Annotated in this window: 11 protein-coding genes; 9 read left to right on the plus strand and 2 right to left on the minus strand. The window is 57.0% G+C overall.

Features of this window, described 5'->3' with window-relative positions; all coding sequences use genetic code 11:
• Window positions 1–88: 88 nt before the first annotated feature.
• From RB2501_RS05390 to RB2501_RS05420, 7 genes are all read left to right on the plus strand, one after another.
• Window positions 89–817 carry a type III pantothenate kinase gene (locus RB2501_RS05390; RefSeq protein WP_015753748.1) on the plus strand — a complete coding sequence of 243 codons (729 nt, stop codon included), beginning with the start codon at window positions 89–91 and terminating at the stop codon, window positions 815–817.
• Window positions 818–856: 39 nt separating this feature from the next.
• On the plus strand, window positions 857–2,089 hold the full coding sequence (locus tag RB2501_RS05395; protein ID WP_238528110.1) for a hypothetical protein: 1,233 nt from the start codon (window positions 857–859) through the stop codon (window positions 2,087–2,089).
• A 44-nt stretch (window positions 2,090–2,133) separates the two neighbouring features.
• A complete protein-coding gene (locus RB2501_RS05400) occupies window positions 2,134–3,504 on the plus strand; it encodes a tetratricopeptide repeat protein (RefSeq protein ID WP_015753750.1) in 1,371 nt (456 codons plus the stop codon).
• A gap of 6 nt (window positions 3,505–3,510) precedes the next feature.
• Window positions 3,511–4,119 (plus strand): LPS export ABC transporter periplasmic protein LptC, encoded by a 609-nt coding sequence (lptC, locus tag RB2501_RS05405; protein WP_015753751.1) that lies wholly within the window; start codon window positions 3,511–3,513, stop codon window positions 4,117–4,119.
• A complete protein-coding gene (locus RB2501_RS05410; protein WP_015753752.1) occupies window positions 4,116–4,319 on the plus strand; it encodes a hypothetical protein in 204 nt (67 codons plus the stop codon). Before lptC ends, RB2501_RS05410 begins: the two co-directional genes overlap by 4 nt.
• A 15-nt stretch (window positions 4,320–4,334) precedes the next feature.
• On the plus strand, window positions 4,335–5,615 hold the full coding sequence (locus RB2501_RS05415) for a hemolysin family protein (RefSeq protein WP_083760688.1): 1,281 nt from the start codon (window positions 4,335–4,337) through the stop codon (window positions 5,613–5,615).
• 84 nt (window positions 5,616–5,699) lie between these two features.
• Window positions 5,700–7,820 (plus strand): peptidylprolyl isomerase, encoded by a 2,121-nt coding sequence (locus tag RB2501_RS05420; RefSeq protein ID WP_015753754.1) that lies wholly within the window; start codon window positions 5,700–5,702, stop codon window positions 7,818–7,820.
• A 58-nt stretch (window positions 7,821–7,878) separates the two neighbouring features.
• On the opposite strand, the gene RB2501_RS05425 is transcribed toward RB2501_RS05420, so the two are convergent.
• A complete protein-coding gene (locus RB2501_RS05425; protein WP_015753755.1) occupies window positions 7,879–8,799 on the minus strand; it encodes a GYDIA family GHMP kinase in 921 nt (306 codons plus the stop codon).
• Window positions 8,796–10,118, minus strand: a complete 1,323-nt coding sequence (locus RB2501_RS05430; RefSeq protein ID WP_015753756.1) for a hydroxymethylglutaryl-CoA reductase, degradative — start codon at window positions 10,116–10,118, stop codon at window positions 8,796–8,798. Before RB2501_RS05430 ends, RB2501_RS05425 begins: the two co-directional genes overlap by 4 nt.
• A gap of 153 nt (window positions 10,119–10,271) precedes the next feature.
• Here RB2501_RS05430 and RB2501_RS05435 point away from each other — a divergent pair, with 153 nt between their 5' ends.
• Complete coding sequence (locus RB2501_RS05435) at window positions 10,272–12,437, plus strand: S9 family peptidase (RefSeq protein WP_041327004.1); 2,166 nt, start codon at window positions 10,272–10,274, stop codon at window positions 12,435–12,437.
• A 27-nt stretch (window positions 12,438–12,464) separates the two neighbouring features.
• A complete protein-coding gene (locus RB2501_RS05440; protein WP_015753758.1) occupies window positions 12,465–13,997 on the plus strand; it encodes a peptide MFS transporter in 1,533 nt (510 codons plus the stop codon).
• Window positions 13,998–14,070 lie beyond the last annotated feature (73 nt).

Below are 14,070 nucleotides of genomic sequence, written 5' to 3' on the forward strand. Positions count from 1 at the left end.
GGGGGCAAATATAATTTCAAATCCGGGAATAACCAACAAATTCCGAAAAAAAGCGGGGCGTTTTTTTCGATTTCCCGATCTTTGAAGTATGAATCTGGTCATCGATGCGGGGAATACACAGATCAAGCTGGGCGTCTTCAGCGAGGGGCGGCTTTTGCATGTGGAAACCACGGTGGAGGATTCTTTTACGGACCGGATCAAATCCCTTTTCAACAGCTACCCGGGCATTGGCCATGCCATCCTGGCCTCGGTGGGCCACCTGGAGAAGTGTTATACGGATGCGCTCACGGTGTTCTGCCCGGTGCATGTGGTGGGTGCGCGCACGCGGCTTCCCTACCGGAATTCCTACGCCACCACCCAGACGCTGGGGGCGGACCGCATGGCGCTGGCCACGGCTGCCTTCTACCGCTTCCACAAGGAGAATTGCCTGGTGATCGATGCGGGCAGCTGCATTACCTACGACTTTGTGAACGATTACGGCGAATTCCTGGGCGGGGCCATTTCCCCGGGCCTGAAGATGCGCTACCGGGCCCTGAACGCCTTTACGGCGCGCCTGCCGCTGCTGGAGCCGGAAGAACCCCTGGACCTGGTGGGGAACGCCACGGTGAGCAGCATGCACAGCGGGGTGGTAAACGGCCTGTTGTTCGAGCTGGACGGGGTGATTGACCAATATAAATCGCGCTATTCAGATTTAACAGTTATTTTAACAGGAGGCGATGCGCAATTTTTGTCTAACCGGTTAAAAAATACCATATTTGCCCTTCCTAATTTTCTACTGGAGGGCTTAAACCAGCTGCTGGAATACAACAAAAGTTAGATGGTAAAACGATTGGTTCTCGCAATAATCGGTATTGCGATGTATTCAGCGTCCGCGCAAAACGGCACGCTTTCTCCTTACTCTTCCCTGGGCATTGGCGATTTTCGGTCTGTCAACAGCATCGAGAACCAGATGATGGGAGGACTCGGCGTCTACACGGACAGCATCCACCTGCAGCTAAACAACCCGGCCTCCCTCGGGAAGCTCGGCCTTACTGCCTATGCCGCCGGATTTTCGCACAAGGAGGTTCGCCTGGAGACTTTTGCCGAACAGCAGCGCCCGTCCGTTTCCAATTTCGAATACCTGGGCCTGGCATTCCCGCTTATCGCCCAGAAAGCCGGGGTGGCGCTGGGGATCAAGCCGTATAGTTCGGTGGGATACGACCTGGAGCAACTCCAGACCGTGCAGGGGGTCACCACGGCCAACCAGTTTACGGGCGAGGGGGGTATCAACCAGGCATTCCTCTCCGCGGGGTTCCGCCTCCTTCCCAGGCTGAACATCGGGGCTACGGTGAATTTCCACTTCGGCCGCATCGACCTGACCCGGGTGCAGGTAACCGACGGCATCGCCTACGGGACCCTGGACAGCCGGACCTCGGACATCAGCGGTTTCGACTTCAACTACGGCCTTACCTGGGAACCCATGGTCAGCAGCAAGCACACGCTGTTCACCTCGGTCCGGATCAATACGCAGACCAACCTGGTATCCTCCAACCGGCAGCGCATTTCCTCCTTTGTCCCGCTGACCGGGATTGAAATTGAGGGAATCGACGTAAATCTGGACCGGGACAACCTGCGGTTTACCGAGATCAAGATCCCCACCACCTACACCCTGGGGCTGGGATACGGGGAAGACAAACACTGGTTTGTGGGGGCCGAATACGGCATCCAGCAATTCAGCGATTTTGAGAACCGGTTCCTGGAATCGGCCAATGTGGTCTACGAGAACGCCAGCAGCTTGGCGCTTGGCGGATTCTATGTGCCGGATTACACCTCCATCGATACGTATTTAAACCGGGTTACCTACCGGGCGGGACTGCGCCTGGACAATACCGGGATGGTCATCAATGACAAGGCGCTCGAAAACTTTGGCATAACATTTGGATTAGGTTTACCCCTCGGAGCCGAAAGCGAATTTTCGAATCTGAATCTGGGATTCGAACTCGGAAGGAGGGGCACCACGATGAATGGCCTGGTGAGGGAAAGCTATTTCAAAGTGAGTCTGGGCCTCTCATTCGCGGACAGATGGTTCCGGAAGAGGCAGATTAATTGATAAAAAATTAGTAATTTACCACCCCTCTAATAATGACATATAAAATGAAAAAGGATTTTTACTTGATGATCATTGCGGTTTTCGGGGCCTTCGGAATGGTATTCGGACAAGCCCAGAATCCTGAATGTATGACGAATTTATCCATTTATGCGGAACACGCCAAGGTGAAGAATTACGAGGCGGCCTATACCCCGTGGAAGATGGTTTATGAAAATTGTCCGGGAATCAACAAGGCGAATTTCTCTTATGGGGAGCGCATCCTCGACTATAAGATCGAGAATTCCACCGGGGCTGAAAAAGAGGGTTATATCCAGGACCTTCTGGCGCTTTACGACAAGAGCACCGAATACTTCCCCAAGAACTATTCCCCTGCGGAAATCGCCAGCGATAAGGCCTCCTTGCTGTACGACAACAAAAAGGCCACGGACACAGAGCTCTATGCGATGCTCTCCGATGCTTTTAAAAAGGACCGCGAGAATTTCGACAACCCGAAGGCGCTCTACCTCTATTTCTCTTCCCTGGTAAACCTGCACAATGCGGGCAAGCAGGAATTGCAGGAGGTCTTCAACGTGTACGACGACGTGACGGAAAAAATTGAAGAAGAGAACGAAAAATACCTGGCGCAGATCAACCGGCTGTTGCCGAAGGATTCGCTGGGCACACTGACCTCCAAGGAAAAGCAGCAACTCCGCGCGTACAACAGCTACTCTGAAAACTACGGAAAAATTTCCGGGAGTATCGATTCCAAACTGGGAAGCCTGGCGGATTGCGACAACCTGATCCCGCTCTACGAGAAGAACTTCGCCGAGAAGAAAGACGATATTACCTGGGTGAAACGCGCCGTGGGCCGGATGTTCTCCAAGGAATGTACGGACGACCCGCTCTTCCGGAAACTGTTCGAAGCCCAGCTGGCCCTTGAGCCGTCGGCCAGTGCGTACCTCTACGGGGGTACCCTCAAGGCCAAGGACGGCGACAACCAGGGGGCGATTGCCGATTTCGACAAGGCAGCCGGCCTGGAAACCAATGCCAAGAAAAAGTCCGACATCCTGTATAAGGCGGCTACCATTGCCCGGAAATTCAGCAAGTCACAGGCCCGCAGCTATGCCCAGAAGGCGATCAATGCCTACGGCGCCAACGGGAAGGCCTATCTGTTGATAGCCAACCTGTACGCCTCGAGCGCCAATGACTGCGGAAGTACGACATTTGAAAAGCGCGCCATTTACTGGAAGGCCGCCGACCTGGCCCGCCAGGCAGCACGGGTAGACCCGTCCCTGAGCAGCACCGCTAAACAGGCAGCCGCCAGTTACAGTGCCAAGGCGCCGTCCAAAACGGATATTTTCCAATCCGGCATGGCCGGGAAGACCGTGTCTTTCTCCTGCTGGGTAGGTGGCAGCGTGAAGGTGCCCAATTTGTAAGACTCTATGAAACCGAACATATCCGGTTTGATGTACATTGCCATGGCTTTTGCCGTGGCAATGTTCGTTATGGCCTGCGAAGACCGGTATAAGCGCGTCGGGGACGAGGCGGCGGAGCCCGTCTACCCCCAGGGCGTATCCCACGACTTTTCGCTTACCTATACGGAAGCCCCGGAAGGCATGTCCAACCAGGATACCAGTGCCACCCGGGTTATTGCCGTTTTGCGAAGCCCCTTAAGCGAGGATTTCACCAACCTGCAATTCCAGTACCGCACCTTCCCGGAAGGGTTGCGGGTGGAGCATTACGACGAGCAGGGCCGGCTCAGCACCATCGAGGCGGATTACGCCATCATCTATGCCCAGACGAATGTTTTTGACCTGCAGGGGCACGTGGTGATGGAGACCCACGACGGGAAGCGCCTGGAGGCCGACCAGCTTTTCTGGGACCGGAACAACGACTGGATATTTACCGAGGGCCGGTTTACCCTGACCAACCCGGAAGAGGGGACGCTCCTGAACGGGACCGGAATGGACTTTAACCGGGATTTTAGCTATTTTAACGCTCACCAGACCGGCGGCCAGATGGAAGTGCCGGAAGAAGAAGACCCATCATGATCAAAATCCTCAAGTACACCGAATACATCTACCTGATTATTGCCATAATTGCCACTTACGAGCTTTGGCAATTCTGGAATGTGGACCGCAACCGCGCCTACCTCTTCCTGTTTTTTGCCCTGGTATCCCTGGGGATGTTCCTCTTCAGGCGGCGGTACCGGAAGCGCTTTGAGAGGCGCCGGGATGAGGAGAACTCCTAACGGTTCCGGCCAGGTATGATAGCCATCATCGTCATTTCGCTTATTTGCTCGGCCTTTTTCTCGGGGATGGAGATCGCCTTTGTGTCGGCCAACCGCATCCATATCGAGATAGAGAAAAAGCAGCAGGGGCTGTTGGCGGGGGTCTTGTCGCGGCTCACTGCCAAGCCTTCCAAGTTTATCACCACGATGCTTATCGGGAACAACATCGCCCTGGTGGTGTACGCCTATTATATGGGGGAGTTGCTCATGGGCTGGTTCGGGCAGCTGCTCCCCGCGGACAATGCATTTTTGCAGGCGCTGCTCACCGATTTTGCCCTGATTACCCAGACGGTGATCTCCACGCTGATCATCCTGGTGACCGCCGAATTCCTGCCCAAGGTCCTCTTTCAGATCTACTCGAATTCCCTGCTGAAGCTGCTGGCCGTCCCGGCTTATTTTTTCTATATCCTGTTCTGGCTGCTGTCCGAGGGGGTTATGTTTATATCGGATGTCATCCTCAAGTTGCTGTTCCGGTCGGACGGGGACGAGGTGCAGATGTCGTTCACGAAGCTCGAACTCGGGGACTACATTACCGAGCAGATGGAGACCGTGGAGGAAGAAGACGAGGTGGATTCCGAGATCCAGATCTTCCAGAACGCCCTGGAATTTTCTGAGGTAAAGGCGCGGGAGGTGATGGTGCCCCGGACAGAAATCACCGCCGTGGAACTGCACGAAAGCCCCAAAAACGTCACAAAACTGTTTACCGAAACCGGGTATTCCAAAATCCTGGTCTTCAAGGATACCATCGACAACATCATCGGCTACATCCATTCCTACGAGCTGTTTAAAAGGCCCAAGACCATCAAGAGCATCCTGTTGCCAGTGGAATTCGTACCCGAAACGATGCTTATCCAGAATATCCTGAACGTCCTCACCAAGAAGCGCAAGAGCATGGCGGTGGTCCTGGACGAATACGGCGGCACCTCGGGGATCCTGACCGTGGAGGACATTATCGAGGAACTGTTCGGGGAAATCGAGGACGAACACGATTCCACGGACCTGCTGGAGGAAGTCCTGGGCGACAAGCAGTACAAGTTTTCGGCCCGGCACGAGGTGGGCTACCTCAATGAGCAATACAAACTGGAACTCCCCGAGAGCGACGAATACGGGACCCTGGGGGGGATGATCCTGAACGAAACCGGGGAGATTCCCAAGAAGGATTCCGAGATCCGGCTGGGCCGGTTTGTGTTCCGAATCCTGGAGGTGTCCAACAACAAGATCGACCTGGTGACCCTGGAGGTGCTGGATGCGGATTGACATGCTGCGGTTTACGGTTGTTTTTCCCTTTTATTATTGGTTGGAAAATGGTAATTTCGCCCACTGATTTAAACAACCCATAGCATGGCGATTTTAGAGAATATCCGCAAGCGCACCACCGTGCTCATCCTGATCATCGGGATGGCCCTGTTTGCCTTTGTCGTATCCGACGTACTGACACGGGGTGGCTTCGGTTCGGATAAAATAGGTTCGGCCGTTGGCGAAGTCAACGGGGAGCCGATATCCATAGACGATTTTCGCGCCCGGATGGAAGCGGCCGAAGGCAGTTTTGGCCCCCAGGCTACCTCCACCCAGATCGTGAATTCTATCTGGGACCAGACGGTTCGCACGGCAATCCTCGGGCAGGAATTTGAAAAACTCGGGATCGATATCCAGCAGGACCAGATCATGGACCTGATTCGGAATAACCCGAATTTTACGCAGAACCCGCAGTTCCAGGATGCAAACGGCAACTTTGACGAGGACGCCTTCCGGAATTTTATCACCGAACTGCGCGTCAACCAGCCCCAGCAATACCAAATGTGGCTCCAGACCGAAGACGCGCTTATCCAGGCAGCCAAGGAACAGACCTATTTTGACCTGATCCGGGCCGGGGTGGGGGCAACCCTCAAGGAAGGGGAGCTCGATTACCGCCTGGCCAATGACAAGGTGGATATCCGCTATGTCCGCGTTCCCTATACATCCATCCCGGACAGTACGATCTCCGTATCCAAGGAGGAGATCGCGGCCTATATTAAGGAAAACCCGAGCGAATTCAAGCAGGAAGCCGCCCGCGATTTGCGCTATGTGTATTTTGAGGAAAAAGCGAGTGCCGCGGACGAAACAGCCATTGAGGAATCCCTTCGCGCCCTGTTGGAAGACGAGGAAGAATACCGGGAGGACCTGGATTCTACCGTGGTCAACCCGGGCTTTTTGAATACCGATGACATGCTGGCCTTCCTGGATCGGAATTCGGACACCAAATACGACACTATTTATCGGGCGAAATCCGAACTGCCTACTCAATGGGCGGACACCCTGATGGCCCTGGAAACAGGCGAAACTTTTGGCCCCTACCGCGACGGGAACGCCTTTAAGGTTTCCCGGATGATGGACCGGAAGGAAAACGGCTCCGTGAAGGCGAGTCATATCCTGATTAGCTATGCGGGCGCCGAACGCGCCAACCCTTCGGTTACCCGTACCCAGGAGGAGGCCCGGGAACGCGCCGAGGAGCTCCTGGCAGAAGCCCGCCGTTCCGGCGCGCAGTTTGCCCAGCTGGCCCGCGACAACTCGGATGGGCCCTCCGCACCGAATGGCGGGGACCTGGGGTACTTCCAGGAAGGGGTCATGACCGACGCCTTCAACGATTTTGCCTTCGGGAACGCCGTAGGTACTGTTGGCCTGGTGGAAACCGAATTCGGCTATCACGTGGTTAAAGTGGACGACAAGCGGGACGTAGTCCGCCTGGCAACCCTTACCCGTGCTATTGAGCCGTCGGAAGAAACGATCAATTCGCTGTTCACCGAGGCGACGAGCCTGGAAATGGCCGTAAGCGATAGCCCGGAAACCTTCCGCAGCATCGCCGAGGAAAAAGGCTACCAGGTGCGCCCGGTAAACAAAGTGCGGACCATGGATGAGAACCTGCCCGGGTTGGGCGCCCAGCGCCGGATTGTGCAGTGGGCCTTCAACAGCGATACGGAAATCGGTGATATCCGCCGCTTCGACGTAGCCGGCGGTTATGCCATCGTCCAGCTGACCGGCACGTACAAGGAGGGAACGATGAGCGTGGAGGATGCCTCCGTTCAGGTACTCCCCAAACTCCGCAAGAAGGCGAAAGCCCAACAGATCCTCGCCGCGAACCAGGGAAAAAGCATCGAGGAGATCGCCTCGTCGAATGCGGTTGCCATTTCCACGGCCACTGCACTGAACGTGAAATCGCCCACCATTCCGGGTGCGGGCCGCGAACCCCTGGTAGTGGGGATCGCTACGGTCATGGACCAGGGCGCCACTTCCGATTTGATCGAAGGGGAAACCGGGGTGTTTAAACTGGAGGTGACCGGAAAGACGGAAGCCCCGGAGCTCGACAACTACGCGCCCTATGCGAACACGCTGCGCAGCAGCCTCGGGCCGCGGGTAGCCGCGGAGGTCTACCAGGCCCTTCGCGATAAGGCGGAAATCGAGGACAACCGGTCTATTTACTACTAGGGAGCACCGGAATTTACAAAGGATACAAATCCCGCACCCGAAAAGGCTGCGGGATTTTTTATGTGCGTACCAATTGGGCGTATCCCAGGCAGGTTTCGTAGCCCCTGGCCCGGAAATAAGTTTCGGGCGATGACCCCCCGGCGGCCAGGATAAAATCCCCGCCCCAGGCCCCCAGGCTCTTCACACTTCCGTCAAAATCCGGGAAAAGGCGTTCCCCCACCGGGCGAAGCCCCAGCCAACCGGATACCAATTCCTCATGCCGGTCCACGGCACGGCGGAAGTCTTCCAGGTCCCCGGCCGAGGCCATCGCCGCGGCCAGGCGGGACACCTCTTCCAATTCGGATGAGGGCGGTTTTCCCTGTTCCCGATAGCGGCGGATGCCTTCCCGGCTATCCTGTTTCTGGTTCAGGTAGATAAACTTCAATTGCCCGGCAAAGGGGGGGTGAAATGCAGCGGGTTCCACCAACCGCCCCCCGGGCATCTGCCGGTAAAAAATCGGTCCGTCCGCAGCGGCACAGGCTATGTCATACCCGCTGCCCCCGAAGGTTTTTGCCAGCAGGTCATAGGGGTCGGCCCCGGACCATGCAGCGATGTTTGCAACCAGGGTAGAAGAAGTGCCAAGGCCCCACTCCCTGGGGAATTCCAGGTGCGTCTCCACCCGGCACCCCGCCAGTCGGTTTAAAAAACCGGGTTGCAGCGCCCCGGCTGCCTGCAGCAAATACAACAGGCGTTCCCGGGGGTCGGAAGGGAAGTCCTTTGGGGCCAGGGGTTTCAGGATTTCATCCCGCGTAAAGCGCACTTCCAGCCAAACGGATCCATCCATCTCCCGGCCAATCCATTGGAGGGCGCCCCGCTCCCCGTCACGTATGCTGAGCCGCTGCCCGGGCCCGGTGGGTACTGCCAGGGCCAGTGCGCCGTCCAGGACAGCGTATTCGCCGGACAACAACAATTTCCCGTGGGCCAGGTAGTCGGTTTTCATCCGGGGTTGCGCAATTTTTTCAGGCGTTCGGTAACCGCGCTGTGGCTCACCGTATGCGTTTTAAAGTAATCGATCAGCAGGTCTTTTTCCTCCGGGCTCGCCCCTTGTTCGTTCAGGATATTCAACAGGTGCATTTTCATATGTCCGCGCTGGATGCCCACCGTAACCAGGGAGCTGAGCGCCCCGTAATTCTGTGCCAGGCCGGCCGTGGCGGTGATCTCCATGAGCTCGGGCGCCGTGGGGTTGCCGAGGATTTCCAGGGCCAGGCGGACCATGGGGTGGAGTTTGGTGAGGCCGCCCACAGTTCCCAGGGCCAGGGGCACTTCCAGCCAGAACCGGAATTCCCCCTCCGAAATATCCGCATGGCTCAGGCTCCGGTATTTGCCACTGCGGCACGCATAGGCATGCACCCCGGCTTCCACGGCGCGGAAGTCGTTCCCCGTGGCAATTACCACGGCATCGATGCCGTTCATAATCCCTTTGTTGTGGGTCACGGCCCGGAACGGGTCGGCCTCGGCGATTTTGACGGCCTGGATCATCCGGCGGGCAAAGGTCTCCCCGTCCATCCCGTTGTCCTGACCCAGGTCGGCCACCGGGCAGCTCACCGTTGCCCGCACCCGGCAGTCCGGGACGTAGTTGGAGAGGATACTCATCAGGATTTCCAGAGGGGCCTCCTCCCCTTTGAAGCCGGGATACGTCCGGGCCTCTTTTTCCAGGGTAGTTGCAAATTGTTCCAGGCAGGAATTGATGAAATTGGCCCCCATGGCATCCCGGGTCTCAAATTCACAGTGCAATTGATAGTAGCCCGGGAGTTCCTGGCGTTTGTCCCGGAGGGCAATGGCGTGTATCCCGCCCCCGCGCCGTTCCATGTTGCGGGTCAGCCCTTCGGATTCCTGCATCAGGGCGGGCATGGCCGACTCGATAAAAGCCTTCAGGGTATTCGGGTCCCCGTTATACCGAAAGTGCACCTGCCCGACTTTCCGCGTGCCCAGGACTTGGGTCTTAAACCCGCCCCGGCTGCCCCAGAATTTCGCCGACTTACTGGCCGCAGCTACCACGGAGCTCTCCTCGATGGCCATCGGGATGGCGTACAGCTTTCCATTGATGTTAAAGTTCGGCGCTACCCCCAGGGGCAGGTAAAAATTACTCAGGGTATTTTCGATAAACTCGTCGTGGAGTTGCTGGAGCGCCGGGTCGGCATGCCAGTACGATTGGAGCAGGTCTTCGGTGGCTTCCGGGCGGGCCGTATACCGCCGGGCAATCCAGCGGATTTTTTCTTCTTTGGTAAACCGGGAGAATCCTTGTACGGGATCGGTCATGAAACAGGTGTTCTGGGGCTAAATATACGGAATCACCCTCAAAGAACGGGCGGGTTGCGGGGCGCCCGGCCGGGTTGAGAATTTGGCCCTATTCTTGTGCTTTCTGGCAAAATATTCATAAACTTGAAAGCTTATAAACTATTTGACGTTCCTATGAGATTCCGAACCGGGTTTTTACTGCTTTGGCTCTTGGCGACTCCCGCATTGCAGGCGCAGAAAAAACAAATTACCCTTGAGGACATTTGGGGAGGCACCTTCCGTACAGAGGGCCTTGAAGCGCTCCGCTCCACAAAGGACGGGCAGCACTATACCGTATTGAACCAGGACAGGGACCGGCAGGTGGCTGCCATCGACAAATACGATTACCGCACCCGCCAGCAGGTGGGCACGCTGCTCCGCACGGATCCGGCCCGGGGAATCCCGTATTTTACCGGCTACACCTTCAGTGAGGACGAAAACAAGGTGCTGATTGCCACCCAGGTGGAACCCATCTACCGGCGCTCGCGCCTGGGGGTCTACTACGTCTACGACCTGCAACAGGAACAGCTCACGCAAATCTCGGAGAGGAAAATCCAGGAACCCACCCTTTCGCCGGACGGCAGCAAGGTGGCCTACGTGGACCAAAACAACCTGTATGTCCTGCACCTGGAGTCCGGGGAATTGCTGCAGGTAACCGAAGACGGGCAGCCGAATGCCATCATCAACGGGGTCACCGATTGGGTCTACGAAGAGGAGTTTGCCTTTGTCCGCGCTTTTGAGTGGAATGCGCGGGGCGATAAACTCGCCTACCTCCGGTTTGACGAACGGGACGTCCCCGAATTTTCCATGGACGTGTACGGGAGCGACCTGTACCCGTTCCCGCATCAATTCAAATACCCGAAAGCCGGGGAGGCCAACGCAGTGGTGAGCCTGCATATCCACGACCTGGATTCCGGGCAGACCCGGGACGTGGACCTGGGAGAAGCCTACTACATCCCGAGGCTCCAGTGGATGCACCACCCGGACCACCTGAGCGTACAGACCCTGAACCGCCACCAAAACCGGTTGCGCCTGCATCGCGTGGATGCCGCCAGCCTGGAAACCACCCTGCTGCTGGAGGAGACCGATGCGGCCTACGTGGACGTGACCGACAACCTGACCTTCCTCCCGGACGACCGCTTTATCTGGACCAGCGAAAAGGACGGCTATAACCATATTTACCTGCACGATACGGACGGTGCGGAACTCCGGCAACTCACCAGCGGCCCCTGGGAAGTGACGGCCTACTACGGCTACGACGCGGACGAGGGGCGGATTTACTTCCAGTCCACCGCCGAGGGGTCCATCCTCCGGGATATCTACAGCGTTTCCGATCGGGGCCGGGGCCTGAAAAGGCTCAGCCAGGGCACCGGGACGCACCAGGCCACCTTCAGTGCCGACTTCAGTTATTTCATCGACTCGTTCAGCAATGTGGATACCCCGTCGGTGTATACGCTGCACGACGCTTCGGACGGGGAGCAGCTTGCCGAGCTGCAGAACAACCGGGAGCTCCTGGGCCGCCTGGAAGGGTTTGAAATGGCGCCAAAGGAATTCGGCACCCTCGAGGTCAACGGCTACGAACTCAATATGTATATGATCCGGCCGGCAGACTTTGACCCGGAAAAAAAATACCCGCTTTTCATGTTCCAGTACAGCGGCCCGGGCTCCCAGCAGGTGGCCAACCGCTGGCACGGGAGCAACGACTACTGGCACCAGATGCTCGCGTCCGAAGGGTATATTATCGCTTGTGTGGACGGGCGGGGTACCGGCCTCAAGGGGCGGGACTTCAAAAAAATCACCCAGAAGGAACTCGGGAAGTACGAGGTGGAAGACCAGATTGCCGCGGCAAAGTTGCTGAGCGAGCGGCCATACATCGACCCGGACCGTACGGGGATCTGGGGATGGAGTTACGGCGGGTTTATGTCTTCCAACTGTATCCTGAAGGGCAACGAGACCTTTGAACTGGCCATCGCCGTGGCCCCGGTAACCAGCTGGCGGTTCTACGACACCATCTATACGGAGCGCTACATGCAGACCCCCCAGGAGAACCCGGGCGGGTATGACGAGAATTCCCCCCTGTTTTTTGCAGACCGGCTGAAGGGGGACTACCTGTTGGTGCACGGTTCGGCCGACGACAACGTACACGTGCAGAATACGATGCGTATGATCGAGGCGCTGGTCCAGGCGAACAAGCCATTTGAGTGGGCCATCTATCCGGATAAGAACCACGGGATTTACGGGGGGAATACCCGCCTCCACCTCTATAACAAGATGACTCGATTTGTTTTGGAAAACCTGTAGAAAAACTAACCGATAACCAACCCGCATATGGAAACACGCGCCGAATTCATGGAAGAGAAGCAGCTCTTCGGACACCCCAAGGGCCTATTTTACCTCTTCTTCGCCGAACTTTGGGAACGCTTCAGTTTTTACGGGATGCGCGCCCTGCTCACCCTGTATATGGTCAACGTCATTTTCGAAGCGCTGGCCGAGAGGGACTACGCGGCGGCGGCCGTTTATTCCAGCTACGGATCGCTGGTGTACGCCTCCACGGTCATCGGCGGGCGGATTTCCGATACGATCCTCGGGATGCGACGCTCCATATTCCTGGGGGGTATCCTGATGGCCCTCGGGCATTTTGTACTCGCGGTGGAACACAATGTTGCCTTTTACCTGGCGCTGGCCCTGATCGTCGTGGGGAACGGGTTTTTTAAGCCGAATATTTCCACCTTCGTCGGCTCGCTCTACAAGGACGGGGACCCGCGGAAGGACTCCGGCTTTGTCATTTTTTATATGGGGATCAACATCGGCGGCTTCGTTGCCCCGCTGCTCTGCGGTTGGCTGGGCAGGGAGTTCGGCTGGCACTACGGCTTCGGCCTGGCCGGGATCGGGATGTTGACGGGCCTGATCTTTTTCTGGAGCGGGATCCGGAATAACGTCTTCGGGGACAAGGGGCGCGCCCCGAACCCGGCGGCGCTGGAGAAACGCCTGATTGGCCTGCCCCAGAAAACGATGGTGCCTCTGATCGCAGCCCTCTCGGCCCCGGTCGTGGCCATGTTGCTGGCATTTTACCGGCCCCTTGGGGAGGCGGGGACCCTGCTGGAAGACCAGAACATCGTAAATATCATCTTCAAGGGCATCGCCATTTTTATCCTCGGTTACCTGGGGCTGATCATGTACCGGGCCACCCTGGATGAGCGCAAAAAATTGTTTATGGCCGTGCTGATCACCTTGTTCATGACCATCTTCTGGGGGTTCCATGAGCTCTCCGGCAGCGTGATTACGTTATTCGCGGATCGGAATGTCAACCTATCGGTCATCGACGCGGCCCAGACAAACGCCCTGAATTCCATGTGGATCATTATCCTGTCCATCCCCATATCCATGCTGTTTACCTGGCTGTCCAAACGGAACCTGAATCCGCGGACGCCCTATAAATTCGGTCTCGGCCTCGCCTTTGCCGGAATCAGTTTTTACATCCTGGCCCTGAGCGGGGGCAGTGCGGACGAAAACGGGATGGTGCCCTTTTCCTACCTGCTGATCATGTACTTCCTGATCTCGGTAGGGGAGCTCTTTATGTCGCCCGTAGGCCTATCCAAGATCACCGACCTCTCCCCCAAGCGCATCGTGGCCTTTATGATGGGGGTCTGGTTCCTCTCCTCGGCGTTTGCCTTCCAGGTAGTGGGCTTTATCGGGAAACAACTCGCCATCGAAAGCGACGACCCGGATGTCCGCGGATTGGAAACCCTGGATGTTTACACCGGCGGCTTTGAGCTGATTGCCATGTATGCCCTGGGGGCTGCAGCTATCGTCCTGGTAACCGCCCCGCTGATGAAGCGGTTGATGGGGAACGTCCACTAGCTACTTGCGGTTGATGGGTCACGTCCACTGGGCACCCCAGGGATTGCGGGGTATCGGAATGCAGGACACCGCG

Origin of the sequence: Robiginitalea biformata HTCC2501 (assembly GCF_000024125.1) — a bacterium.
GTDB lineage: Bacteria > Bacteroidota > Bacteroidia > Flavobacteriales > Flavobacteriaceae > Robiginitalea > Robiginitalea biformata.